A 24,294-nucleotide genomic window follows, 5' to 3' on the forward strand; every position below is an offset into this window, starting at 1 on the left:
ATCAGATGTCACACATACCGTTATGGCCGGTACCATAAGTTGTCCTGTTCTAACGGCGTTTGGGCAGGCAGCAAGGGGTTCCACAACGGAATAATGGTGCGCTGGTGCAGTTTGGCTTTTTCCAGATCTTCGCCATGGTATTGCATAAATAGCCGGTCAAATTCACCGGTTTCCAGCAATCTGCGCAGACCTTTTTCTACCTCGTTAGCCAGCGATGTGTCAGAGGGGCGAAAGAAGTAATAGAGGGCTGTGGGGTAATACAATACCAAATGCGTCTCCACCGCGAAGCGGCCCTGGTGGTAGTCATGTTCACGCCAGATTTCCAATACCGAACGGGGAAATGCGATACCCCGTTGCCGTTGCAACATGTCGAATAGGTCTTCCGTATGTGGTGTACCGGCAACCCGCACACCATTGGCTTGCAGCACATGTGTATCCGGCCAGCCACGCCCCTGGATCAGCGTCAGAGCGGTAAGATCAGACAGATTGTTAACCTGGGTAAGTTGTACCTGGGACTCGGGCTTAATCATCAGCAAACGCCAGCCATACAGGCCTTTATAAATGGGAATACGTACGGGTTGCAGAGCACTTTCCCGCTCGGTACTGGTCATTGACCAGGCCACATCGATACCGTCTCCCAACTGCAGTTGCTTTAACGCACGACTTTGCACCAGGGTTTCCCGGGACGGTTGCAATGAATGTTTCAGCCCGGCTTCCTGTAAAGCCCTGCTGAGCAGCACCACGGCATAATCTGTATCAACTGTGTTTTCCATGGCCTGGCGGGGATATATCAAGGTTGATGAGACAGCAACGGCTGTCTTAACACCCACCATCAATCCCATCAGTATCTTCAGTAACCAAAGGTAGCGCATGTCCTGTCCCTCGCATTTGGGCACGCTATATAAAGTGCCCCTTGATGGCATTTCCTGACAGTTTCCAAAGTGCTGCAATTGCCGAGCGTAACGAGTTTGCGTAGACTCCGCACACCTTTAACAAAAGCATAATTAAACGGATGAAACAAGGATTCAAGGTTCCTCATACATTGGTATTGCTGCTTGGCATGATGCTGGTAGCGTTACTGGCCACCTGGGTTGTACCGCAAGGTTTCTTTGATACGGTAACCGCTGACAATGGTCGGCAGACGGTGGTGCCCGGCACCTATACGTTGAGTGAAAGCCGTCACTTTCTTACGCCCTGGGATTTTTTGACCGCCATTCCGCGCGCCTTGGCTGCGGCTCAGGATGTGATTTTCTTTGTCTTTATTGTCGGTGGTGTACTATCTGTTGCCCGTGCCACAGGCACTATTGATGCCCTGATTGGCCGTTTGCTGGAACGTTTTGGTCATAAACCCAATGTGCTGATTTTTATGGTGGTGTTTTGCTTTGCACTGGCATCGGGAGCAATTGGCACGGCCGGCGAGTATATACCTTTTGTGCTGATTCTGGTGGCCTTGTGTAAGGCAATGCGACTGGACGCCATGACCGCAGTGGGTATGATCATTGCCGGTTATGGCATCGGCTATGGGGTGTCGGCCTTCAATCCCTTTACCGTGCTGATCGCACAGCAAATTGCCGGTGTGCCGGTGTACTCTGGGTTAGAATGGCGACTGGCGATTTTTGTGCCTTTTGTGCTGATTGGTTTTCATCATGTCTGGTCTTACGGCAAGAATGTGCTGGCGGACCCGAATGCCTCTTTGACCCGCGACCTGCCTTGTCCGTTAAGCGGCACCAACCAGGGTGAATACCCAAAATTGAACGGGCGCCATCAGGTTATCCTGCTTGGATTTGTGGCGGCACTGGTTATTGCTGTATGGGGCATTGCTACCCGACATTGGTATCTGTATGAGCTGGGTGGGGTGTTTATCGCCTGGGGTATATTTACCACCCTGGTGGGTAAACTGGGCGCAGACAAAGCCGCCGGACAATTTATTGAAGGGGTGAAAGATCTCGCCACTACTGCCATGCTAATTGGGGTGGCGCGCGGCATTGCCCTGATTCTGGAAGACGGGCAAATCCTGCATTCCCTGGTATACGGTATGTCGCTGCCGTTATCACACCTTGGTGCTGAACTGGCGGCGGTAGGCATGCTGGTGATCCAGACCATACTTAATCTGTTTATTCCCTCTGGCAGTGGCCAGGCCTATGTAACGATGCCACTGATGGCGCCGGTTGGTGATTTGATTGGCGTCAGTCGTCAGGTGGCGGTATTGGCTTATCAGTTTGGCGATGGTTTCTCCAATATGATTGTGCCAACCAACGCGGTCTTGATGGGGATTATTGGTATGGCCGGAGTGCCTTATCATCTGTGGTTCAGATTCTGCCTGCCATTGATGATCAAACTGATGGCCGCCGCGGCCGTGGTACTGGTATTGGCCGTCAGTTTTGGCTACGGCGATGATGTGCAGCCCAAAGTAGCAACAGAAGTCAGCCAGGGCGCGGAGTAAAACGGCAATAAAAAACGGGTGGTGACACCCGTTTTTGTTTTTATCTGGTATTTCATGCTGTTAAGTCAGCGCATTTAGTTCAAGTTTAATTGTTGGGCTAAAGCCCAACCCACAGCAATCTGACTTGAACCCGGCGATGTCATTAAACAGCCCCTGGTGTAGGTCGGACTTAAGTCCGACGTTTGAACCACAACTCTAACATGGGTTGAATCTGAGTCTGACAATACAGCCGAAAAAGATCGCAACACAGATGAACACTTGGGCGTCATTAATGTTGTTGCGGCGCAGCCTGTGGGGCGTAAGCAGCCAGTCTGGCGACTTTGGCTCTGGCGTCGGCCAGGCTCAGTTTTTCCTGCATGCTCAGCGGAAAGAAGATAAGTTTTAATGGCAATTGCCAAAGCTGAGTTAGCCAGCCGGAGTCTCGGCTATAACGTGCTTGCAATGACGCGTCATTCAGCGCACCGCGTTGCTGCAACGCCATAAAGATAGCCTGGGCCTGCTGTGGATGACGTTGGTCATCCACATGTTCAAACATATCCAGCAGTTCTTCTGTTGATAATGATGTTAAATTGGCGTCTGTCATCCTTTATCCTTGTCGCTTAATTATTGCTAACACAGTTCAACATTAGTCTCAGTCCCTGCGCCTTTATAACAAATTTTTATTCAGGCTTATCATCGGCCTCGGGTTGTTGCGGCTCATGCATCACTTCGTCCTGGTCGTCATCCAGTACTTCGTCGAGGGGTTTTCTGGGCTTGCGCTTAATTAACATCTGATCGCCTACGTCTACCCCGGTCATAGTGTTAATCCGCTTTTTCTTGGGCTGAGCCTGCTGCCAGACGCTGTCGCCACGTCCGGATTGCTGATCTTTTGGCTGTTTGCCGGGCTTGCGGGCCGGTTTAAGACCTTTGAACTTACCTTGCAAGCCTTCAATACTGGTAAAGCCGATTTGTTGTTCCAGCAACGCGCGAATTGCCACAAAGCTTTCCCAGTCTTTCGGACCGACCAGAGAAATGGCATTGCCTTTATTGCCGGCGCGCCCGGTGCGGCCAATACGATGCACATATTCTTCGGCCAGCTTAGGTAAATCAAAGTTCACCACCAAAGACACTTTCAACAAATCCAGACCGCGAGAAGCCACATCTGTAGTCACCAGAATCTGATGATGGCCGCGTGCAAATTCATTCATTATATTGCTGCGCTGCGACTGATTCAGCTCGCCAGACAAGGCAATACTGGTCAGTCCCCAATCCTGCATCAGCTTGGCCAGCCGCTCGGTATCGGCGCGGGTGGCAGTAAACAAAATGGCCTGGCGAAAATCCTGTTTGTCCAGCAGGGCTTTAAGCAGGGCTTCTTTGTGCTCGATATGGTCGGCCAGAATAAATTGCTGTTCTATATCCTGGTGCTGTTCCCCGGCACTGCCAAGACTGATGCGCTGCGGTGCTTTGAGCAGGGTTTGGGTCAGGTAATGCAGCTCGGCGTTATCCAGGGTGGCAGAGAACATCATGGTCTGACGTTTACGGTGATCGGCACGGGCATGAATATGTTTAAGTTGCGGGGCAAAGCCTAAATCCAGCATGCGGTCTGCTTCGTCCAGGATCAGCAATTCCAGCCCATTTAGGAACAATGACTTGTCCGTCAGGTGGTCGGCAATACGGCCCGCCGTGCCCACCACAAACTGCGGATTGCGTTTCAGCGCTTTAACCTGATCATTAAAATTCTCGCCGCCCAGAATCAATGCCACATTAGCACTGGGACCATCCAGCAAGTTGCGTAACTGCAAAAATACCTGCTTGGCCAACTCCCTGGTAGGGGCCAATATCAGCACCCGGGGATCTTTTTTCGACAACGGCCGGGTTCTGAGTACGCGCTGAATAGCCGGCACCAGATATGCCAGGGTTTTACCCGAACCTGTCTTGGACGACACTATCAGATCCTTACCCAGCAAGGCATGAGGTACAGCCTGGGCCTGAATGTCAGTGGCCTGATTAAAGCCTTTCAGGGTCAGTTTATGGAGCAGTTTATGGTCAAGGGGCAGGTCGGAAAAAAGCAATGAAATGATCCGCTGGCAAATTTGCCGCAAGTATACGCTGTTGGGCCGCTTTGAGCCAGAAAAGGCCTACCTGTTTGTTTGCCACGAAAGTCACGAAAAACACGAAAATGACCAGGTCAATTCTCGCAGAGCCGCAGAGTTGGTAACAAGACAACCACAGAGTCACAGAGCACACAGAGTTGTTTAAGGGAAGAATCACTCTGGGTGTTTTCTTAGCGCCCCCTGTGTCTTTGCGAGAGGGATTCGGTATCAGCCGCAGGCCAGTTTGTGTTTTAGCAATAAACCAATGGCACAGAGCAATGCGTATTTATGCTTAGTCATTCTCCGTGTTCTCTGTGCCTTTGTGGTTAATATGTATTTGGCTTTGCTTACACCATTTCGGCTTTCAGAAAGGCCAGAAAGGCTTCGCTGACTTTCGACAGGGGGCGGTTTTCCAGATACAAGCCGTTGATTTTAAAGGTCAGAGGCGGAGCAAACGAAGCCATACCCACTTTGTCAGACAAATTGCCCAATGCAGTAAACTTATCAATAGTGCAGCAGCCAAGCCCCTGTGCCACCAGGCGGGCGGCCACATAATAAGAAGTAACCTGCAAATTGCTCTGCACTTCCACGCCATCATTACTGAGCCTGTCATAGGCCAGTTCCCCTAATGGGCCACTGTCCCAAATCCCAATCAGTTCGGTCTGGGCCAATTGCTCGGCGGTTAGTACGGTTGGCTCTTCGGGAAACAGCGCCTTGGGGTACAAAATGACAATCTCGCCCTCACCGCATTCAATTTTGGTTACCCCCGGCATCGGCGGAGAGGAATACAGCAATGCCAGATCGCAGCGATGCTCGGTCAATGCCTGCAAGGCCTGATCGTTATGGGTGGTTTCCAGATCAAAGCGGATATTGGGATGGTCCTGACGGAACTTCGCCAGTGCCTTAGGCACCACCTCAAATCCTAATGCCGGGGTAAAGGCCAAGTTAATCTGGCCAAAGTCATTACGTTTGATATTTTCCGACATTTTGCGGATAGAACGCAGTTGCCGATAAGTTTTATCCACCTCGGTGAACAGCATATCGGCTTCCTGGGTAGGAATTAACTGGCCCTTATTGCGGTGAAACAGCTGGAACCCCAACTGCATTTCAGCATGGGCCAACACTTTGCTGACCGAAGGCTGTGACACAAAAAGAAGTTTCGCTGCGCCAGTGATGGAACCCGTGGTGTAAACCGAGTGAAAAACTTCGATATGTCTGAGCCGCATGCTGATTCCTCATTGCTTAATGCCAGTCACTGGGCGGGGCAGGCTAGCACCATTATTGTTTGTGTCGGTGTAACGAATGTATTCAGCCCTATAAACCAGGGTTATGGGCTTACCTGATATTACCCCTTATTTCCTATGGAAAGCCTGACATTTAACCTGTTATCTCGACAGTTTGGCGCGTCAAGTGGTTGCCTGGTGTGCTCTGTGGCATAGTTCGCTGCCGCCGGATAACGGCATAACCACAGGTTATAAGATGGGTATTTTCTATCAATTGCACCCTAGCGGTTTATTCATGAATGTTTAATGGAGTGGATATAGCGACTCAACACAACAATAAGGCCCTGGAACCGGTGGCCAAACTCAAATGGGGATAGTCATGAAAACATCCAACAGCAACAAGTGTAAATTGAGCCCTGTGGCTCTGTGTATTGTCAGCGCTCTTGGCAGTAATCTGGCGCTGGCACAGCAAAACGATGTAGAGCGCCGTCAAGTGGCCGGTGCCCAGGTACAAAGCGCCGAATCCACCACCGAGAAACTGCAAAAAGAGCAGGAACAGGATCTGGAGAAGGTCATTGTGGTGGGCTCCAGTATTAAAGGCCTGAATGTCACGGGTGCCTTGCCTGTTTCCCTGATGGATCAAAAAGATATTGATGCCATTGCGGCCACATCCGGGGCCGATTTATTTGCCGCCATCCCGTCTAACGGCAACGTGAACTTTAATGGTAACGACGTGGTCAGCGGCGTATATGCCTCACGCGGTGATGTGGCGTCTATTAATCTGCGCAGCATTGGTACCGGCAATACCCTGGTGCTGTTAAATGGCCGCAGGCTGGTGCAGCATCCTGGCTCACAAACCGAAAACTCTGTGCCTGTTACCACAGTGAACATGAACGCCATTCCGGTGATGGGGATTCGCCGGGTGGAAGTGTTACATGACGGTGCCGCCGCCATTTATGGCTCAGATGCGGTGGCCGGGGTGGTGAACAGTGAAATGCGCAGCGACTTTGACGGCTACCGATTTGATGTGCAGTACGGTGATGCGGAAAACATCAGCCGTAATAAGCTCAATGCCAATATGCTGGGGGGCTGGTATTTGAATGATCAGGCCACCAATATCACGTTGTCGATGAATTACTATCATGCCAGTGAAGTGATGGCCTCTGAACTGCCGTACTCTGCGTCATCTGACTTACGCCCTTATCTGCAAGGCTCCAGTTGGGAAGGTGATACCAATTTCCGCAACACGTCCAGTACCACACCCTGGGGACGTTTTGTTGCCAGTCAAAGGGTAGCCGGCTTAACCACGGCGGCCGGCCAGTTTCATATCGAGCCGCTGGACGGCAGTGACGCTAACCAGCAATGTGTGCTGGCCAACGGTTTGTGTGTAGACAGCGGTTCGGTGAGTGCCGATCAGTATTTTGATACCAACGGCAGCCGCACCTTGCTACCTGAAACCGAGCGGGCCAATGCCTTTATGTTTATCAACCATGAAATGGACAGCGGCACCGAGCTTTATGGTGAACTGAGTTACTACTGGGCGGAGTCTAATTCACAGCGGGCCGAAACCGCTACCCTGACGTCAGCGCCTGTGACCATTAGCAAAGATGCTTACTGGAACCCGCTGGGTTCAGGGGTGAACCGTCTGGCGGGTTATGACATCCCCACCGAAGGCCTGGATGTGACCGTGGATGCCTATCGTGTGGTGGATGCCGGTGTACGTAAGATCAATGTAGTGAACCAAACCTATCGTTTGCTGGGAGGCGCCAGGGGCAGCTTTGGAAACTGGGACTGGGACAGTGCGGCGCTGTATTCTGCGGCGAAAACCGATGACACCACCTACAACCGTACCAGTCTGACTAAGTTCCAGCAGGCTGTAAACCGCCAGGACGACAGTGCCTATAACCCGTTTTGTGGGGCCAGTTGTAACAGCCAGGCCAGCATCGATGCGTTTCTGATTGATGTCAGCCGGGTCGGGGAAACCGCCCTGGCGTTGGTGGACTACAAGTTGTCAAACGCCAATTTGTTTAGCTTACCTGCCGGCAATGTCGGTGTCGCCATCGGCACCGAATGGCGCTATGAAAGCTTTGAAAATGACTATGATGATCGTCTGGACGGCACCATCGCCTATCAGGATGCCGTCACCGGGACCTTGTACGAAACCGATGTGATGGGCTCCAGTGGCCAGCCTGATGCCGACGGTTCGCGCAATGTGTTTTCAGCCTTTGTGGAATTGGCGGGCCCTTTGATTAGCCCTGATATGGCGATCCCACTGGTAGATAAACTGGACTTCCAACTGGCTGGTCGTTACGAAAAATACAACGATGTGGGTAGCGTGTTTAAGCCCAAAGCAGTGCTGTCCTGGTACCCGGTGAAGAGTCTGCAGGTGCGGGCGTCGTATGCAGAAGGCTTCCGCGCCCCGAACCTGGAGCAGTTGCACACTGCGCGCACCAACAGAGTGAACTATCCGGTGGACTACTATCGCTGTCAGGCCAGGGTGAACAAAGGCGAAATCGACAGCCTGAGCGCCTGTAGCGGCACCGACAGTATCGAGAATATCCGTCTCGGTAACCCGGACCTGAAGCCAGAGAAAGACTACAACTATGGCGTTGGTATGGTGTATACCCCGGCTTTTGTCGATAACCTGACCCTGACCGCAGATTTCTGGCGCATAGAGCAGGAAGATCTGGTGGGGATCCGCTCTTATCAGAATATTGCCGATCTGGATTACTACTATCGTATGAATGGTTCGAGCAACCCCAATGTGATTCGGTCCGCCGCCACCGCCGACGACATAGCCTTTTTTGCCGGCTCTGGCCTGGAAGCTGTGGGCGATATGATGGATATCTACGGCCTGTTTGAAAACCTCGATTCACGCACCACCGAAGGGCTGGATCTGGGCATTTACTACAAGCTTAATCGCACCGCCTGGGGTGACTTTGATTTTAAACTCAACGGTGCCAAGCTGTTGAAAGCCTATCAAAGCGTGGACGAAGAATCTGCCAAGCTGGCCAGTCTGGGACTGGCCCTGGATGACGTGGGCGACATGATTGAAATGGATGGTCGCCCCGAGTGGCAGGCATCCGGCACTGTGACCTGGCGTTATGACAACTGGGGTGCTGGCATGCATGCCAAGTATGTGGGGGATTTTTATGACACCAGTGCCGTGCATGACGAAACCGGCGAATACTGGCATGTATCTTCCTGGAACACCCTGAGTCTGTACGGCCAGTACAGCTTTGATGAGGGTGCGATGGACGGTATGCGGGTGCGGGTCGGAGTCAGGAATCTGTTTGACCGCGAGCCGCCACTGGCTGATGAAACCTACGGTTATGACGCCAGCCTGCACAGTTCCGAAGGGCGTTATTTCTACGTCTCGTTACAGGCAAACTTTTTCTAATCTGATGTTATCCGACAAGGGCGAGTATTCGCCCTTTGTTTGTTTGAGGAGTACTCCTATGCTCAACAAAATTTCGCCACTTGGTGTTGCTATTAAAACAGCGCTGTGCGTGGCATGGCTGGCCGCTGGCGGTGTGGCCAGTGCCGCTAGCGTGGATTATGTGATCCACAGCAATGCTATTTATCCTGGTGATGGCAGCGGCCCCCTGGCCGGTGTGGTGCTGGTGGATAAAGGCAAAATTGTTCAGGTGGCTAAACGGGAACCACAAAACACGCAGGCACGCCAGCGTATTGACGCCAGCGACTTAGTGGTTGCACCGGGTTTTATCGACCCGCATACCCATGCCTGCAACGACTTTGACAAGGGCCAGCCCAATCTGAACGCCAATTACCTGACCCAGGGGGTTACCACGGTATTTTGCGGCAACGACGGTGGTGGCAAGATTAATGTCGGTGAGGTACTTGACCGCTACGAGCAGCAGGGCATTGGCAGCAATGTGGCGTTGTACGTTGGTCATGGTGCGGTTCGCACCGCTGTGATGGGGCGTGAAAACCGCCATGCCAGCACCGAAGAACTTAAGCAGATGCAAACCCTGGTGGCAAATGCCATGCAGCAGGGGGCGCTGGGGCTGTCTACCGGGCTTTACTATGTTCCGGGTAATTATGCCGATACCGCCGAAGTGGTGGCACTGGCCAAGGTGGCCGCACGATTTGGCGGGGTGTATGACAGCCACATTCGTGATGAAAGCAGCTACCATGTTGGCTTGGTGGCGGCAGTACAGGAAGTGCTGGATATCGCCCGCGATGCACATATTCCGGTGCATCTGGCGCATTTGAAAGCCCTGGGAGTGGATGTTTGGGGGGAAAGTAAAACCATTATTCAGATGGTGCAGCAAGCCCATGCCAATGGGCTTATTGTCACGGCTGATCAATACCCCTGGAAAGCCTCCGGCACCAGTGTGGCCGGGGCGCTGATGCCGCGCTGGGCACTGGCTGGCAGCAAGGAAGAATACCACGCCAGGCTTAAAGACCCTGCCCAGCTACCGGGTATCAGGGTAGAAATGCTGGATAATCTGCGTCGCCGCGGTGGCGCTGACTCTTTGCTGATTAGCGACCCGACTGCCGGTGAGTTACGTGGCAAAACCCTGGCTCAGATTGCCACTGAGCGTGGTGTATCGCCCATAGATGCGGCATTGCAGATTATTCTGGGCGGTAATGCCAGGGTGGCCAGCTTCAATATGGCGGATCAGGATATTGAAGCCTTTATGCGCCAGGACTGGGTGGTGACTTCATCCGATGGCAGCCCGGGACACCCGCGCAAATACGCGTCTTTCCCGAAAAAGTACCAGGACTATGTACAGGGCAAAAAGCTGCTGAGCCTGGGGGAATTTATTCAGCGCTCCAGCAGCAAAACTGCGCAGATCTTTGGCCTGACAGGACGCGGCCAGATTGCCCCCGGCTATGCTGCAGATTTGGTGCTGTTTGATGCTAAATCTTATGCGCCTAAAGCCGATTATATGCACCCTGAAGTATTAAGTCAGGGTGTGCAGTGGCTGTTGGTGAATGGTCAGGTCGCAATTCAAGAAGGTGAACTGACCGGAAAATTGGCCGGTCAGGCGTTACGTAAAAAAATATAACAGAAGCAGAGCAATGATGTTGAAAATCCGATTTACCCGTACCCTGAAGCTGGGCCTGCTGATGGCAGGCGCGGCGTTGTGCTGGCATGTGGCAGCAGATGAACGGGACCAGCAGGCCTTTTATCCTGAGGATGTCAGTTTTAATAGCGCTATTCCCACCCCTGAGGCATTTCTGCAGCACCCCCTTGGCCAGCATATGGCCCGCAATGATCTGATGGTGGCTTACCTGAAACTGCTGGCGGAAAAATCCGACCGGGTGCAATACGAAGTGATTGCCCGTAGTCACGAAAATCGTCCCATCGTAACCCTGACTATCAGTAGTCCGGAAAATCTGGCCCGTCTTGAACAGATCCGCCAGCAGCATCTGGCCCTGCAACAGCCTGGCAGCAAACAACCAATTAATGACGATATGCCGGTGATAAGCTGGGTGAATTATGGTGTTCACGGCGGTGAAGTCAGTTCTAACGATGCCGCAATGCCGGTGGCTTACCATCTGGCGGCCGCCCAGGGCGGGCAAATCGAGCGTATTTTGCAGCATAGTGTGATTCTGCTCACCGCCAGCTTTAACCCGGACGGCAACAGCCGCGAATCGGCCTGGAACTGGACCTTTGCTGCCAACACGCCGGTTACCGACCGGGTCAGTGCATTGCATGGCTCACCCTGGCCGTCGGGGCGTACCAACCACTACTGGTTTGACTTAAACCGTCAGTGGATGATGCAACAGCACCCCGAGCCGGTTGGCTGGGTGGCTAAGTTTCATCAGTGGCGGCCGAACATGGTGGCCGACTTTCATGAAATGCAGTCGCACAAGTCCTATTATTTCCATCCTGGTGCCCCTGATCGGGTCTTTCCGCTAATCGGTAAAGACGCTATGGCGCTATTGTCTGATGTGGTACAGGGGCCGCGTGATTTTATGGACAGCGAAGCGCGTCTGTATTTTAACGAAGAATCTTACGACAACTTCTATATTGGCAAGGGCGCAACCTATCCGCATCTGTATGGCAGTCTGGGTATTTTGTTTGAACAGGCCAGCTCGGCCGGCTTACTGGATACCCCCCGTGGTTTGTTGTCGTTCAGGGACAATATTCGTACCCAGTACCGGGTGGGTATTGCGCTGCTGGACAGCGCTGTGTCAAAGCGTCAGGCATTGCTTAGTTTTCAGCGCAAGTTTGCTGATGCCACCGAACAGCTTGCCAGGGATGATAAAACCAAGGCCTATGTGTTTGCCGTGCCAGGCGATGAGGCACGCGCCTTTCACTTTCTTGAGCTGCTAAGGCGTAATCAGATTGAGGTTAAACGTCTGGCCCGCGACATAAACGTTGATGGCAAAACCTTCCTGGCAGACAACGCCTATGTGGTGGAAACCAACCAACCAACCTATCGTATGATCAAGGGCATGTTCGAGCGTATTACCCGCTTTGAAAACAATACCTTTTACGATGTGTCCGGCTGGACCATGCCACTGGCGTTTGGTGTGGATTACGCGCCGTTAACCAGCCGTTCCTACAAGACCGCCGAAAAGGTTGAGGCCAGTTTCCCGGCCAAACCGGCCCCGGCTAACGCGCAGGTCGCCTATGTGTTTGACTGGCGTAACTATTATGCACCGCGCGCCTTGTATCGTCTGCTGGAGGCTGGCTATCGCCCCAGAATCACCACTGAACCTTTGGGCACCAACAGTGACAAAGGCAAAGTAACACTGGGACGTGGCAGTGTGGTCATGCCGGTGGGCTGGCAAGGCGGGGCAGAGGCAAGCGCCTTGCATCAGCTGATGACAACCATTGCCCGTGAAGACGGCATCGATGTGTATGCGGTGGGCACCTCTTATACCGATAGCGTGGGCATGGATCTGGGCAGCAATATGATGCTGGAAGTAAACCAGCCTAAGGTTTTGCTGGTGATAGGCGAGGGGGTTTCTCAGTATGACGCCGGCGAAGTCTGGCACTTGCTGGACAAGCGTATGCACATGCCGGTGGTATTACTGCATAAAGACAAGCTGGCCTGGGTCAATTTAAAGGACTACAGCCATTTGATTCTGGTGGGCGGCAGTTACAGTGATGTGGCTGACAAAACCGTGCAGAAAATTGATGGCTGGGTAAAAGACGGTGGTACCGTGGTTGGCATTCGTGACGGCGCAAAATGGGCCGGACAGAAACTACTGGATCTCAGCCCGGTCAGAATCAGTAAAGGCAAGCTGGCCAGTGCTCCGCGTATTGACTATGCGGACAAAGAACATGCCGAAGCTCAGGATATTATTGGCGGCGCCATTATGGCGGGCGATCTGGATATCAGTCATCCCTTAGGCTACGGCTATGCGCAGCGCCTGATTGCCAGTCAGCGCAATACCCTGCTGGCCTTTGAGCCGCCGAAAAATCCCTTTGCCACGGTAGTCAAAATCGCCGACAAGCCTTTGCTAAGCGGCTTTGCCTCCGAGGAGAATCAGCAACAATTGGCCGGTAAAGCCATGTTGGTGGCGGAGCCTAAGGGTAAAGGGGCGGTGATTCTGTTTGCCGATAACCCTAATTTCCGCGCCTATTTTTATGGCACCGAAAAATTGTTTATGAACAGTTTGTTTTTCTCCGGGGCGTTTGAGAAGCCAAGGTCCTGACGACATCCATCGGCCTCTGTAAATCAGGGGCCTTTTACGTTTAAATCACACCTGTTATTCACAACATAGACATTAAGACATTCCCACCTTGCCACCGTGGTCTTCAGCATGGATACTAAACTCGGCGTAGTTAAGCAAGACTGACTGGTCTGATTTGGCAACCATGCTGAAAAAAGAATTCAGTTCATATATTCACCGTACAAGGAGCGTTCGATGTTTAAGTATTTGTTATTTTGTGTGTTTTCCTTCTCGTTAAGTGCATCTGAAAATCAGCCTGACCCTATATCGACAGTCAAGGCCCATCAAGATTTATTGAATAAGGGTCACAATGCCGCGGCATTGCAGTATTGGCTGCCTTCCAAACGTCATCAGCTAAGCGGCATGGGGTTTTCTGTTATTGAAGATTGGTTTTCCGGAGTGGAATTGACTGACGCTGTGTTTGAGCAAAGCTGTGAGCCAAATGAATGTGTTATTACTACCCTGGTAGCCAAAGACGGCGAGCATGTTAACCTGACATACAGATTGAAAAAGCTTGATGGTGTTTTTTACCTGTCTAATATGCAAAGTAAAAATGCAGCAAAATAAAATTTATGCGTGCCTGTCTTTATTAGCGAAAAAAATATATTAAGGAATATATCTTGGCAGGACGAAACAGAACAGGTTACCCCGTTTTTTGCCGAACAATTTTATACAGAAATACGGTGAGCATTGCGGGAAATACTCACCGTTACGGTTTGTTGGCGGAATCCTTTTTGTATTGATTCTACGCTGACGCTTTGTCTTCGGTTGCCGATTTTGTTATTGGGAAAAAAACCTCTTCTATACGCAGGTTAAACTGACTGGCAATATCGAATGCCAGTTGTAATGAGGGATCGTGTTTGCCTCTTTCCACCGCGTTTACCGCTTGTCTTGATACACCGAGCTTGTCTGCCAGTGTCTGCTGCGACCAATCCCGCTCAGCCCGGAGTACTTTAATTCGATTGTCCATTATCTTTCCAAATAAGAAGCTGCAGGATCAGACCATGACCACCAAAAACCACCGGTAGCACCAATGCCAAATTCACTGGGGGCAGGGTAAACTTCATGGCCAGCATACCGTAAATAAATGATGAAAAGCAGAGTATGCCAATCATCCATAAAAACGCCTCGCCGGTCAGGGCTTTCATATATTCATCGAGCGCACGGTAGCGTTCCCGGAATAAAACAAATGCCCAAATAAGTGGCGTAACAGGTAGTAAGGTGACAACCACCTGCAGCCAGGTCGGCATGTCTGCCAGTTCCAACGAAAACGTCTGTATCGCTATCAGAACCAGAAATAGCGCCATAGCAGCCATAAAGCGCTTACTGAACGATGTATCTCGAGACTTTTCTTTCATCATATGTTCCTTGGTGAACTTGCTAAATTGGCATATAAAGTGACTCAATAACCTGACAATATGTAAGGTGTGTTTTACATATTGTCGTGATAACTTGATTATGTCAAGTCAACCTGACAATAAATGAAAAAGTCGCCAGTAAATTAACGCCGTACTATGGGAAAGCATGTCGACCAGCGCTCTGCTGAGAAAAACGAAGGGCTAATAACGGGCAGCCATGGGACATGGATTTTGCATGTCCTCCAATGGTTATTTTGTCCTCAGCCCTTAGGCAGCATATCCGCCAGTAACAGGGCAATGCCCAGAAACGACATAAAACCGGCGATATCCGTGATGGTAGTCAGCACGATGGATGAGGACTGAGCCGGATCCAGCCCGGCCTTTTTCAGCACAATAGGCACCAGTGCCCCGGCGCTGCAGGCGATCACCAGTGAACTGACCATGGCCAGGGCAATGACCAGCGCCAGGCCAATGGACTGACTCCATACATATACGCCAATGGCGCAGGTTATGGCGATCACCACCCCGTTCATGGCACCGGCGGCCATTTCCTTAAACAGCACTTTACGCCAGTGTTTGGTGGTGATTTCCCTTAACGTCAAGCCGCGCATGGTAACCGCCAGGGCCTGCGCTCCGGCATTACCGGACTGCCCGGCAGCCACCGGCAGCAAAATGGCCAGGGCGGTGACCTGGGCAATCAGGCCTTCAAACGCGCCTACTACCGCGGCCGCGGCAAAGGCGGTGAGCAGGTTAATCTGCAGCCAGGGCTGGCGTTTGCTAAAGGCAAACCAACTGCTGGACAGGGCTTTTTCTTCCTTACTCACACCCACCATGGTTTGCAGGTCGGCGGCTAAGTCTTCTTTGGTGGACTGATACACATCAAAGTAGCCAATACTGCCGATTAACTGGCCCTGTGGGTCCAGCACCGGAATATTGCGACAGCGAAAGCCCTCAAAGCGCTCTATGACCATGTCTTTGTCATCCAGGGCGCTTAAGGTGGTACGCAGCGGTTTGGCCAGGTCCATCATCTGGCTGTTGGGCGGTGCCAGGATCAGCTCCTGTATCGACAGTTCGCCACTGGGCTGCTGATTGCCATCCAGTATATACAGGGTATCCAGGGCTTTAATCTGATTACGCCGTAAAATCGCCAGGGCATCGGATGCACTAATATCGCCGGAAAACGCCTGCACTTTGGTGGTCATCATGCGCGCGGCGGTGTCTTCCGGGTATTCGAGCAGGCTTTGGTATTCACTGACCAGGGTGGCGTGCTCGGCTTTAAGGTCTTCCATCAGAGCCTGGCGGCGTTCTGTCTCCAGGCGGCTTAACAGGCTGATGGCCAGATGGCTGTCCAGATAGGCGATCAGCCTGGCGGCCAGCGGCTGGGGCAGGGCGCTGAAAATCGCATCCGAGGTGCCGGCCGGCAGGTATTTCCATAGCCCGGCAATCACATGCAGAGGCTGGCTTTGTAACAGCTCTGCGGCTTCTTCGGCGTCCAGCGGCTCTAAATGACGGGCGCTTTTTTGCGGGTAGTTGGCCATAAAGGTTTGGCTAAGCTGCTCAGCGGCGCTGTCCAGGCGTTTTTCCAGTGCGTTCATTTTGCCTCCTGTTTGGTCGCTTCAATCGGCGCAATTAAATCGAGCAGGGCATTAATTGAGGCACCATAAGCCCCCAGAATATCGCCAGGTAAAGGTTCAAGCGGGGCGCTGACCGCAGAGCGGGTTAAGGCATGGCGCAACTGGTGGTGGTGAATAATCCCCAGCAGCTCCTGTTGCTGGTTAATCACCGCTACGGTGTCCTGGCGTTGCCAGATGTCCAGTTTAAGGGCGGCAGAAAGCTCGGTAAAACCACTGACGCTTTGTTCTAACGGTTGCATCAGTCGGTGCACTGGCTGGTTATTGGCGGCGCGTAGCAGCGCATAAATCGACAGCCTGCCGCGAATCTGGCGTTTGTCATTAACCACATAAATATCGCCGGTTTCCGAAAAAGCACGTTTTTTCAGCCTGAGCATGGCATCGGCCACATCCATCTGTTCATCCAGTACCAACAGATCGGTCTCGGTCCAGGCCCCCAGCGTGTAGTCGGGGTAACTTAACAGCAATAAACAGGCGCTTTGTTTTTTTAGTGGCAGCAGCGCCAGTTGTTTATGCCGGTCCTTCTCTGCAAGCTGGCGCAGCAGCGCAGCAATATCGGCGTTGTTCAGTACCTTTAACAAACGCGCGGCTTCTTCCGTGTCCAGTGCCAGCAAAACCGGCGCAGCAAAGACCGGTAACATGGCAGCGAGCACCCTGGCCGCCACCTGGGCCGGGGCCTTTTCCAGCAGGGCGGCAATATAGTCGGCATCCTGCAGTTCCAGCTTACGCGCGGCGGCCTGCGGCTCTTCTTCCAGAAAATGCAGGGCCAGCGCTAATTTGGCATTATGCATCCGGTTTTTCCCCCGCTGGCTGGGTGGTACGATTTTTCAGCACACAACTGGCTTGCTCCAGCCAGTGCCGGGCCGGGATCAAATGGCGGCCTTGCTCGGTTTCCAGCACCAGCATGGTGTCGGTCACTTCCACCAAAGTGCCGCGGGTTTCACCAATCTGTACCTGGTCGTGGATATGGCAATGTTTACGTGCCTGGCGTGCACCCACCACATTGGCGATAAGATCGCGACTGCCCAGGCCAAATGCCAGTGCCAGGCCAAAGCCCAGCACCCCGGCCAGTACGATCACTAAGGTGGTGATAAAGTGAATATTAATGCCAAGCTGTTCAATACCGATAACCAGCGCAGTGAAAATCACGGCAAATTTGGTTGATGCCGCTATCCACAAGGCCCGGGGCAGCCCGGCAGATTCGGCGGTGGCGCGGGCCATGGTGCTGAGCAAATTGCCCAGCAAATAGCCACCGAGAATAATCAGCAGCCCGGCCAGTAGCTTTGGCAGATAGGCCAGCAGGCCACCCAGCCAGGAAGCAAACAGATCCAGCCCCAGAATCGAGGTGGAGGCGGCGACAAAGAACAGCATCACCAGCCAGAAAATAATCTTACTGGCCAACTGTGAGTGGTGCCCCTTAATCTCCAGGCCCTTTTCGCGCAAAGAGGCCGGGGTTAATACCGTCAGCACTCTGTTAAGCAAGCGGATCAGCGACAAGGTAAAGCGTGATAGCAACCAGGCTACCAGCCAGCCCGCCAGCACCAGAAGTACAGCGCCTAGTAATTGCGGCATATAAGCCACCAGGTAATCCAGTAGCTGGGCATACAGGCCGGTAACGGCAGATTGCAAATCAGTTGAGACGTTTTGGGTCATAGCGGCTTCTCTGTCGTTGTCTGGTATCAGTTTATACTGCCGATACCATTTCGATTTCCATGTGTTTGTATTCTAAGTAAAGTATGTGTCAAATATGCAGCCGCAGGAAAGGTTTTCATGTTCAGGAGTGACAGGTGACATCGTCTAAGGTTGATTTGTGGCTGGACAGGTTGCGCCAGTCTAACCACGCATTGGTGCTACTGTTTTTTCTGTCCATGCTGGAAGCCATTATTATTCCCATCCCCCTGGAGCTGATTCTGATCCCTTATATGCTGCTGGAGCGCGAGCGGATCTGGTTGCTGGCCACGGTGGCCCTGGCGGGTTGCATGGCCGGAGCACTGATTGGCTATGGGGTAGGGCAATTGCTGTTTGACTCGGTGGGCCACTGGTTTATTGCCCAGCTTGGCGCGGCAGAGGAATTTGAAGCCTTTAAACAAACCTTGCAGGACGACGGCTTTTTAGCGGTGTTTATGGTGGGGGTCACGCCGGTGCCTTTTCAGGTGGCAATGTTGGCCGCCGGAGTCACCGGCTATTCGCTGAGTATGTTTATACTGGCGTCCATGCTGTCGCGTGGCATTCGGTATTATGGGCTGGCGGTACTGGTATTGCTGTTTGGCGAACGGGCCAGCCGCTTATGGCAGCGCCATGCCCGTACGGTGGGCGCGTCATTGCTGGCGCTGGCACTATTAGTTGTGGGCTGGCAGTACTTCGGCTCGTGAAGAAATAGCAGAAAAACCACAGAGGCACGAAGTACACAGAGAAGTTAAAAGCGTAGAGCCACTTGCCCTAGTTATAAACGCTCCGTGCGCTCTGTGTCTCTGTGGTGAAGTAAGATTAAAGGAAGTGAAATGGAGCTGAAGATTCGCGGCTTTACAGCAGAGGATGCCAAGGCATTAACAGATATTTTTTATGATGCAGTGCATGGTCCGGCGCTACAGTATTACAGCCAGGAGCAGGTCAATGCCTGGGCGCCGCTACCCAGGGACTACCCAGCCTGGCAAGCCCGTTTAACTGCCAAACCGCCTTTTGTGGCGCTGTTTAAGCAAACCCCGGTTGGCTTTATTACCCTGGAAGCTGACGGCCATATTGACTGGACTTACACCCACAAAGATTATCAACGCCGCGGGATTGCCGGGGCGCTGTATACACATCTTGAAAAGCAGGCAAGGGCGCAGGGTATTGCACAGTTATATGTGGAAGCGTCTTATCTGGCCAGGCCCTTTTTTGCCAAACAGGGCTTTGTACAATCCAGTGAAAATCAGGTTGAGCGCCATGGTCAGATACTGGTGAACTTTTCCATGTATAAATCGCTGGAATAACTCTGGATGGCAGAGAAGCCTATACCCAGGCAAAAGGGGATTTTATTCAACAGGTCTTGGCGCAATATAGATAACCGTCACCCCATAAAATTAAAAATGGAGACAGCTATGCAAAGGAAATTCATCACAACAGCTGCATTATTACTGGTATTGGTATTAGGCGGTTGCACCACTAATAATGCCAGGCAATTTGCCTGTGATGTGGCAGAAGGCACAGTAGAAAGTGCCAAAGATAAGCGTCATGAATCGGACGAGGGCATCAACGATAATGATCTTGCCAACGGGCTGTTTACTGCCACCTTACGCGGTTTAATTGGGCTGCTGTCATCAGAAAAGCCGAAACGGGCCTGTACATGAATAGCAAGGCGCCAAACCTGGACAACTCAGGCGTGTCATTTTTCACAAATAGTTAAGGTAGTTTATGTCAGAACTGCATTATGTGGGTTTTTGGGCGCGCTTACTGGCCGCCCTGGTAGATAGCGTGATTATTATGGCCATTACCTGGCCGATTCTGGTGTATTTATTCGGCTGGCAGGCCTTGCTACAAGGTGGCCAGACTATGCTGGCACAATCGGTCAACTTCCTGTTGTCCTGGGTGCTGCCTATTCTGGCCATTCTCCTGTTCTGGGTTTATCGCCAGGCCACCCCCGGTAAAATGCTGCTAAATGCCCGGATTGTCGACGCCAACACCCTGCAAAAGCCGTCTAAGTCGCAGTGTATTATTCGCTACCTGGGCTATTACGTTTCCACTATCCCACTGGGGCTGGGCCTGATTTGGGTGGGCATAGATGCCAAAAAACAAGGCTGGCATGACAAACTGGCCGGTACGCTGGTGATTTATACCAACAAGCCCGAATGATACTGCCGCTTTATGTTAGCAGCCATACAGTTAATATGGGCAACGGGCAAAAGCGGTAAAGCGATATAGAAGATAATTCTGACAGGCTCCGTTCTTTAACTGTTTATTTGTACAGTGTTTTTGTGTATGTTCTGCCAATCTGAACAGGAGTCACACAACATTATGCTAACGATTAAAGAACAGCCGCCCAACGCGCAGCAATATTGTGATTTGCGCATTGTCGCCGGTTTATCCGCCAAGTCCCTGCAAGCCGCCCTGATTGGGCTGCCCAATTCCTTATATGCGGTGTGTATTTATGACCACCAGCAGTTGATCGCCATGGGCCGGGTGGTAGGGGATGGCGCCTGCAATTTTGAAGTGGTGGATATTGCGGTGGATCCGCATTACCAGGGGCAGGGGCTGGGCAAACAGGTAATGACCTATATAGACCGCTATCTGGCAAAGGCAGCGCTGGCCGGCTCTTATGTCTCGATGATTGCCGATAAACCGGAGTTTTATCAAAAACTCGGCTACCGGCTGGTGGCCCCCAACAGTCAGGGCATGACTAAAAAGTTTATACCCAGGGCTTAGGTGCCAAGCGCCCGCAACTGGCTATAGTCTAAGCGGGCTTGAAAGCCAAAAATGGAGATTCGCTATTGCCTTTGACTTTGTTGACGGCAGCCGCGGCCGCTTATCGGTGGAAGAAATCCTGCTACATTTATTAACTCACGGCAGCAATCATCGCGGTATGGCATCCAGGGTGCTAGCCAGTAACGGCCTGGATCGCCCCGGTGATACTTTTACCCGTTATTTGCACCAAGTTGAGCCGGATAGACGGGAGGTATCAGTTGGCTGATGGCAGTAAACAGATGCTGAATTAGCCAGTGCCTCCGCTTAACATCAATAGTGCACAACCAATCCACCTTTCACCAACAAAAAGTTAGTGCAATAGAGAAAACTCTTGCTAGGCAAGGGGTTAGAAGCGTGCTACAAAATGGTTGTGCAGGAGTAAGGGCAGCCGCCTTGTTCAAACACGACTCTTCGTCATCTAATAATATTGTTAAGCATCAGGATGAACATGGATACTTCTCAATTGGAAAATGAAGCAGAAAGTTATATTAGTAGCAGGTTGGCAAATGCAGGATTATTAGTGGCGAAGCCAAAATTTGATCATTTGGGAACTGACTTGTTAGTATTTTCGGAAATGAACGACGGCCTAAAATTCTGCAGAATTCAGTGTAAGGGGCGTTCTTTTAAAGCTAGTGATAGTACAAATATCTCAATACCAACTTCATACATATCGGATGCTTTCATAGTGTTCTTATATATTGGTGAGCCCAAAAATGAACCGCTTTTATATTTGTTCTTTCCCAACGAAATAAAAAAATGGAATATAAAGAAAGGTAGCTATCAACTTAATCTTTCAAAGAATCATTACGAAGAAAAGCTAAGTCAGTTTAAGGTCACAAGTCTTAAAATGACTGCACTCAAGAAAGTTATTGAAGCTGCTAACGTAACAGGTGAGTTTAAACAGATGATCGTTTCTGAAGTGAATTTTAGTATACCGGGCCCTAAGTTCTCGATTCATGCATCAGTGTCTACAGGGAAAAATGATGATTAGATACGCAGATCAGGACCAAATTAAACGTAAGTTGTTAGACAGCACACAGTATCAACCATACAACCGCAAAATCCCACCCCTAAGCGGCCCAGCCGCTTTGACCCCGCTTAAAATTCCCGGTCGGTTCAGGGCGCTGCTAAAAGGTGGGCAATTTGCTGGTAGAAAATTGACTGGAAGACGCGTCTGGGATGGCCTCGTTAGGAATCAGATGTCTATTGTTGCGTATCTGATTTCAAAAACTAATCCGTTTTTTCTCAAGCAATTTTATTTCTACCACGAAGGACACGAAGCACACTAAGAGTGGACGGTTTTTATCGCCCTTCGTGTCCTTCGTGGTAATACTATCGTTCGATCTAATTAGCCTGGATGAACAGCTTTAGCTGGCCCGCAGGGCAACAGACAGGATGCTTGTTGGAAATGGGACTGGCGCGCAATGGACGGCGTGTAATAAAAACAGGGAAGTTATGTATTTTATACAAAATTTGCAAGATACTTGGTGACTTGTCATTTAGGAAAAGCTAAATCATTTTTTTCAAAAAAAGGATAATTTGTGAAAAAGGTCAGTATTCAAACAACACTACTCTTATCCACAGTTCTTATATCCGCCATTAGTCAAGCCAAAGATATAAGCCCAGTCTCTAAAGCCCTCTATTTAGGCCAAACACCCCCAGGCCTAACCCCACAACTATTTGCCCCCGGTATAGTCGCTACCGAAGACTATCTGGAAACCGAAGTGCTGTTTCTACCCGATATGAGCGAGCTGTCGTTTACCCGCTCCGGTGGGGACTATAAAGAGTCCAAATGGATTGTAATGCAATACCAGGATAATCAATGGCGCGAGAAGCAGATTGCCTCTGAAGATATTCGACAGTATAAGCAGCGCTTTAGCCCCAGTGTAGCAGCGCTTAAAAGTCTTGAACCTTTTCAGGACATTCCGGTTATTGGTTACACCACCGCAGCTAACGCAACCCAGTATTTTTATGTATTGGACTTTAAGGATGGTAGCGGGCATTTAAGCTATTCGAGGCTGATTGATGGCAAATATGAAACGCCGGTTAAAATGAGCGCGGCGGTAAACCAGGGAAAATATATTGCCCATCCCTTTGTTGCCCCGGATGAATCCTATTTAATGTGGGATGCCGAGATGGAGGGCGAAAGCACCCCGGATATCTATATCAGCTTTCGCCAGCAAGATGGCTCCTGGGGCGAGGCGATTAATATGGGGGATACCATCAACACCTCATTGTATGAACAGCGCCCCAAAGTCACGCCTGATGGCAAATATCTGTTTTTCTGGAAGGGCGATGTGAAGACCCGCGACGATGGTAGCCGCTATGTGGTGGGCAGCCCCTATTGGGTAGATGCAAAAATTATTGAAACGCTTAGGCCCAAAGACTAACGGTTTAGCCCAAACCGGGACTCAGCACTAAATCCTTAGCCGTAATAAAGGACAAAGAGAAGTATATGCAAACAGTAAAAGGTACCTGCCACTGCCAGGCCGTGGAGTTTGAGGTGGATTTGATTGACGGGCATCAGAATATCCGTCGTTGTAACTGCTCTATTTGCAGTAAAAAAGGCGCGATTATGGCGGGGGTGACCTTGGATCGTCTGCGTGTTACCCGCGGCGAGGATAAGTTAAGCCTGTATCAATGGAATACCAAAATCGCCAAACACTATTTTTGCAGTCTGTGCGGCATCTATACCCATCATCAGCGCCGCAGCGTGCCCACCGAATACGGCTATAACCTGGCCTGTATTGAAGGGATAGACCTGGCATCTTTTGAAGTCGGCGCCAGTAATGGTGCAGCGCAATCACTGGTGGAAGCATAAAGGTTACGAGGGAATGGCGCGGAGGACCTGTTATAGCCAGTTGCCCGGAACCTCGTTGTTACAACCTTATGGTGCTACAATGCTATAGCGTTAATTTAGAGGTGGTTTATGAGCACGTTATCCAAGCGTTCAACGATTTATTTTGAACCTTCTATTCATAAGGCGCTTAAACTTCGGGCAGCATCATCCGAAACCTCGATATCGGAATTGGTTGATGAGGCCGTCAGATTGCTGATGCGTGAAGATCAGGCAGATCTGGCGGCGGTCAGACAAAGGGTGAATGAGCCAGAAATATCGTACGAAGCATTACTAAGCAGCTTAGAAGCTGATGGAAAAATATAGAATCAGCTTTAAGAAGTCCGTTATTAAGGACTTTAAGACAATTTCAAAATCTGATGTCAAAAAAATACTTGCCAGGATTGATAGCCTTGCTGACGACCCTCGTCAGGACGGTGCTATCAAGTTAAGTGGTCACGATTTGTATCGGGTACGGCAGGGGCTGTACAGAATCATCTATGCAATTAGAGACAATGAACTGATTGTTCAGGTGATAAAAGTTGGGCATCGGTCAGACGTTTATCGGGGTAGCACAAGGTAGAATTCAACAGCATAATCCAGTCACCTGTTTGTTTACCCATTTGTAGTAG

The 24,294-nt window shown here is 51.1% G+C and carries 25 protein-coding genes; 16 read left to right on the forward strand and 9 right to left on the reverse strand.

All coding sequences use genetic code 11. The features are described 5' to 3' along the window. Window positions 1-20: 20 nt before the first annotated feature. Window positions 21-872, reverse strand: coding sequence for a substrate-binding periplasmic protein (locus CSR04_RS05460; RefSeq protein WP_172449240.1), 852 nt, complete (start codon window positions 870-872; stop codon window positions 21-23). 140 nt (window positions 873-1,012) lie between these two features. Here CSR04_RS05460 and CSR04_RS05465 point away from each other — a divergent pair, with 140 nt between their 5' ends. Then, window positions 1,013-2,443 carry a YfcC family protein gene (locus CSR04_RS05465; protein WP_102795243.1) on the forward strand — a complete coding sequence of 477 codons (1,431 nt, stop codon included), beginning with the start codon at window positions 1,013-1,015 and terminating at the stop codon, window positions 2,441-2,443. A 268-nt stretch (window positions 2,444-2,711) separates the two neighbouring features. Here CSR04_RS05465 and CSR04_RS05470 read toward each other — a convergent pair whose 3' ends face one another. From CSR04_RS05470 to CSR04_RS05485, 3 genes are all read right to left on the reverse strand, one after another. Continuing rightward, on the reverse strand, window positions 2,712-3,026 hold the full coding sequence (locus CSR04_RS05470) for a hypothetical protein (protein ID WP_102795244.1): 315 nt from the start codon (window positions 3,024-3,026) through the stop codon (window positions 2,712-2,714). Window positions 3,027-3,102: 76 nt separating this feature from the next. Next, entirely contained in the window at window positions 3,103-4,494 is a 1,392-nt protein-coding gene (locus CSR04_RS05475; RefSeq protein WP_102795245.1) for a DEAD/DEAH box helicase, read from the reverse strand. Window positions 4,495-4,862: 368 nt separating this feature from the next. After that, window positions 4,863-5,741 (reverse strand): LysR family transcriptional regulator, encoded by an 879-nt coding sequence (locus tag CSR04_RS05485; protein ID WP_102795247.1) that lies wholly within the window; start codon window positions 5,739-5,741, stop codon window positions 4,863-4,865. A 376-nt stretch (window positions 5,742-6,117) separates the two neighbouring features. Here CSR04_RS05485 and CSR04_RS05490 point away from each other — a divergent pair, with 376 nt between their 5' ends. From CSR04_RS05490 to CSR04_RS05505, 4 genes are all read left to right on the forward strand, one after another. Next, window positions 6,118-9,138, forward strand: coding sequence for a TonB-dependent receptor domain-containing protein (locus CSR04_RS05490; RefSeq protein ID WP_172449241.1), 3,021 nt, complete (start codon window positions 6,118-6,120; stop codon window positions 9,136-9,138). A gap of 58 nt (window positions 9,139-9,196) precedes the next feature. Continuing rightward, window positions 9,197-10,774: an N-acyl-D-amino-acid deacylase family protein gene (locus CSR04_RS05495; RefSeq protein ID WP_102795249.1), complete on the forward strand. Its 1,578-nt coding sequence runs from the start codon at window positions 9,197-9,199 to the stop codon at window positions 10,772-10,774. Window positions 10,775-10,787: 13 nt separating this feature from the next. Then, a complete protein-coding gene (locus tag CSR04_RS05500; RefSeq protein WP_102795250.1) occupies window positions 10,788-13,379 on the forward strand; it encodes a M14 family zinc carboxypeptidase in 2,592 nt (863 codons plus the stop codon). Window positions 13,380-13,592: 213 nt separating this feature from the next. After that, entirely contained in the window at window positions 13,593-13,964 is a 372-nt protein-coding gene (locus CSR04_RS05505) for a hypothetical protein (protein ID WP_102795251.1), read from the forward strand. 178 nt (window positions 13,965-14,142) lie between these two features. Here the strand turns inward: CSR04_RS05505 and CSR04_RS05510 are convergent, their stop codons facing one another. From CSR04_RS05510 to CSR04_RS05530, 5 genes are all read right to left on the reverse strand, one after another. After that, a complete protein-coding gene (locus tag CSR04_RS05510) occupies window positions 14,143-14,367 on the reverse strand; it encodes a helix-turn-helix transcriptional regulator (protein ID WP_102795252.1) in 225 nt (74 codons plus the stop codon). Further along, a complete protein-coding gene (locus CSR04_RS05515) occupies window positions 14,351-14,758 on the reverse strand; it encodes a hypothetical protein (RefSeq protein WP_146027106.1) in 408 nt (135 codons plus the stop codon). Before CSR04_RS05515 ends, CSR04_RS05510 begins: the two co-directional genes overlap by 17 nt. Before the next feature lie 257 nt (window positions 14,759-15,015). Beyond that, the gene (locus CSR04_RS05520; RefSeq protein ID WP_102795254.1) at window positions 15,016-16,350 is read right to left on the reverse strand and encodes a magnesium transporter; all 1,335 of its coding nucleotides are present in this window, start codon (window positions 16,348-16,350) and stop codon (window positions 15,016-15,018) included. After that, window positions 16,347-17,177, reverse strand: a complete 831-nt coding sequence (locus CSR04_RS05525; protein ID WP_102795255.1) for a magnesium transporter MgtE N-terminal domain-containing protein — start codon at window positions 17,175-17,177, stop codon at window positions 16,347-16,349. The genes CSR04_RS05520 and CSR04_RS05525 overlap by 4 nt, the downstream gene beginning before the upstream one ends. Next, window positions 17,170-18,039, reverse strand: coding sequence for a mechanosensitive ion channel family protein (locus tag CSR04_RS05530; protein ID WP_102795256.1), 870 nt, complete (start codon window positions 18,037-18,039; stop codon window positions 17,170-17,172). Before CSR04_RS05530 ends, CSR04_RS05525 begins: the two co-directional genes overlap by 8 nt. 134 nt (window positions 18,040-18,173) lie before the next feature. Between CSR04_RS05530 and CSR04_RS05535 the strand changes: the two genes are divergently transcribed. The 11 genes from CSR04_RS05535 to CSR04_RS05590 all read left to right on the forward strand — a co-directional run bounded on the left by CSR04_RS05535 (window position 18,174) and on the right by CSR04_RS05590 (window position 24,245). After that, window positions 18,174-18,758 (forward strand): YqaA family protein, encoded by a 585-nt coding sequence (locus tag CSR04_RS05535; RefSeq protein WP_245921386.1) that lies wholly within the window; start codon window positions 18,174-18,176, stop codon window positions 18,756-18,758. Between the two features lie 129 nt (window positions 18,759-18,887). Then, the gene (locus CSR04_RS05540; RefSeq protein WP_102795257.1) at window positions 18,888-19,358 is read left to right on the forward strand and encodes a GNAT family N-acetyltransferase; all 471 of its coding nucleotides are present in this window, start codon (window positions 18,888-18,890) and stop codon (window positions 19,356-19,358) included. Window positions 19,359-19,466: 108 nt separating this feature from the next. Next, a complete protein-coding gene (locus CSR04_RS05545; RefSeq protein ID WP_102795258.1) occupies window positions 19,467-19,715 on the forward strand; it encodes a hypothetical protein in 249 nt (82 codons plus the stop codon). Window positions 19,716-19,779: 64 nt separating this feature from the next. Then, on the forward strand, window positions 19,780-20,217 hold the full coding sequence (locus CSR04_RS05550; RefSeq protein WP_102795259.1) for an RDD family protein: 438 nt from the start codon (window positions 19,780-19,782) through the stop codon (window positions 20,215-20,217). Between the two features lie 162 nt (window positions 20,218-20,379). Further along, window positions 20,380-20,787, forward strand: a complete 408-nt coding sequence (locus tag CSR04_RS05555; protein WP_425427677.1) for a GNAT family N-acetyltransferase — start codon at window positions 20,380-20,382, stop codon at window positions 20,785-20,787. Between the two features lie 64 nt (window positions 20,788-20,851). After that, window positions 20,852-21,052: a DinB family protein gene (locus CSR04_RS25485; protein WP_425427682.1), complete on the forward strand. Its 201-nt coding sequence runs from the start codon at window positions 20,852-20,854 to the stop codon at window positions 21,050-21,052. A gap of 222 nt (window positions 21,053-21,274) precedes the next feature. Then, window positions 21,275-21,817 (forward strand): PDDEXK-like family protein, encoded by a 543-nt coding sequence (locus CSR04_RS05565; protein WP_216362511.1) that lies wholly within the window; start codon window positions 21,275-21,277, stop codon window positions 21,815-21,817. Window positions 21,818-22,367: 550 nt separating this feature from the next. Continuing rightward, on the forward strand, window positions 22,368-23,216 hold the full coding sequence (locus CSR04_RS05575) for a hypothetical protein (protein ID WP_102795261.1): 849 nt from the start codon (window positions 22,368-22,370) through the stop codon (window positions 23,214-23,216). A 65-nt stretch (window positions 23,217-23,281) separates the two neighbouring features. Then, window positions 23,282-23,647: a GFA family protein gene (locus CSR04_RS05580; protein ID WP_102795262.1), complete on the forward strand. Its 366-nt coding sequence runs from the start codon at window positions 23,282-23,284 to the stop codon at window positions 23,645-23,647. Between the two features lie 108 nt (window positions 23,648-23,755). Beyond that, on the forward strand, window positions 23,756-23,989 hold the full coding sequence (locus CSR04_RS05585) for a ribbon-helix-helix domain-containing protein (RefSeq protein WP_102795263.1): 234 nt from the start codon (window positions 23,756-23,758) through the stop codon (window positions 23,987-23,989). Beyond that, complete coding sequence (locus tag CSR04_RS05590; RefSeq protein WP_102795264.1) at window positions 23,976-24,245, forward strand: type II toxin-antitoxin system RelE family toxin; 270 nt, start codon at window positions 23,976-23,978, stop codon at window positions 24,243-24,245. Before CSR04_RS05585 ends, CSR04_RS05590 begins: the two co-directional genes overlap by 14 nt. The last annotated feature ends 49 nt before the right edge of the window (window positions 24,246-24,294 follow it).

The organism is Bowmanella denitrificans (genome assembly GCF_002887595.1).
GTDB classification, from domain to species: Bacteria; Pseudomonadota; Gammaproteobacteria; order Enterobacterales; family Alteromonadaceae; genus Bowmanella; species Bowmanella denitrificans.

Bases quoted from the DNA above. Each gene is read 5' to 3' on its own strand.
- CSR04_RS05460 (WP_172449240.1), bottom strand. From the start codon at position 872: ATGCGCTACCTTTGGTTACTGAAGATACTGATGGGATTGATGGTGGGT.
- CSR04_RS05465 (WP_102795243.1), top strand. From the start codon at position 1,013: ATGAAACAAGGATTCAAGGTTCCTCATACATTGGTATTGCTGCTTGGC.
- CSR04_RS05470 (WP_102795244.1), bottom strand. From the start codon at position 3,026: ATGACAGACGCCAATTTAACATCATTATCAACAGAAGAACTGCTGGAT.
- CSR04_RS05485 (WP_102795247.1), bottom strand. From the start codon at position 5,741: ATGCGGCTCAGACATATCGAAGTTTTTCACTCGGTTTACACCACGGGT.
- CSR04_RS05490 (WP_172449241.1), top strand. From the start codon at position 6,118: ATGAAAACATCCAACAGCAACAAGTGTAAATTGAGCCCTGTGGCTCTG.
- CSR04_RS05495 (WP_102795249.1), top strand. From the start codon at position 9,197: ATGCTCAACAAAATTTCGCCACTTGGTGTTGCTATTAAAACAGCGCTG.
- CSR04_RS05500 (WP_102795250.1), top strand. From the start codon at position 10,788: ATGATGTTGAAAATCCGATTTACCCGTACCCTGAAGCTGGGCCTGCTG.
- CSR04_RS05505 (WP_102795251.1), top strand. From the start codon at position 13,593: ATGTTTAAGTATTTGTTATTTTGTGTGTTTTCCTTCTCGTTAAGTGCA.
- CSR04_RS05510 (WP_102795252.1), bottom strand. From the start codon at position 14,367: ATGGACAATCGAATTAAAGTACTCCGGGCTGAGCGGGATTGGTCGCAG.
- CSR04_RS05515 (WP_146027106.1), bottom strand. From the start codon at position 14,758: ATGATGAAAGAAAAGTCTCGAGATACATCGTTCAGTAAGCGCTTTATG.
- CSR04_RS05520 (WP_102795254.1), bottom strand. From the start codon at position 16,350: ATGAACGCACTGGAAAAACGCCTGGACAGCGCCGCTGAGCAGCTTAGC.
- CSR04_RS05525 (WP_102795255.1), bottom strand. From the start codon at position 17,177: ATGCATAATGCCAAATTAGCGCTGGCCCTGCATTTTCTGGAAGAAGAG.
- CSR04_RS05530 (WP_102795256.1), bottom strand. From the start codon at position 18,039: ATGACCCAAAACGTCTCAACTGATTTGCAATCTGCCGTTACCGGCCTG.
- CSR04_RS05540 (WP_102795257.1), top strand. From the start codon at position 18,888: ATGGAGCTGAAGATTCGCGGCTTTACAGCAGAGGATGCCAAGGCATTA.
- CSR04_RS05545 (WP_102795258.1), top strand. From the start codon at position 19,467: ATGCAAAGGAAATTCATCACAACAGCTGCATTATTACTGGTATTGGTA.
- CSR04_RS05550 (WP_102795259.1), top strand. From the start codon at position 19,780: ATGTCAGAACTGCATTATGTGGGTTTTTGGGCGCGCTTACTGGCCGCC.
- CSR04_RS05555 (WP_425427677.1), top strand. From the start codon at position 20,380: ATGCTAACGATTAAAGAACAGCCGCCCAACGCGCAGCAATATTGTGAT.
- CSR04_RS05565 (WP_216362511.1), top strand. From the start codon at position 21,275: ATGGATACTTCTCAATTGGAAAATGAAGCAGAAAGTTATATTAGTAGC.
- CSR04_RS05580 (WP_102795262.1), top strand. From the start codon at position 23,282: ATGCAAACAGTAAAAGGTACCTGCCACTGCCAGGCCGTGGAGTTTGAG.
- CSR04_RS05585 (WP_102795263.1), top strand. From the start codon at position 23,756: ATGAGCACGTTATCCAAGCGTTCAACGATTTATTTTGAACCTTCTATT.
- CSR04_RS05590 (WP_102795264.1), top strand. From the start codon at position 23,976: ATGGAAAAATATAGAATCAGCTTTAAGAAGTCCGTTATTAAGGACTTT.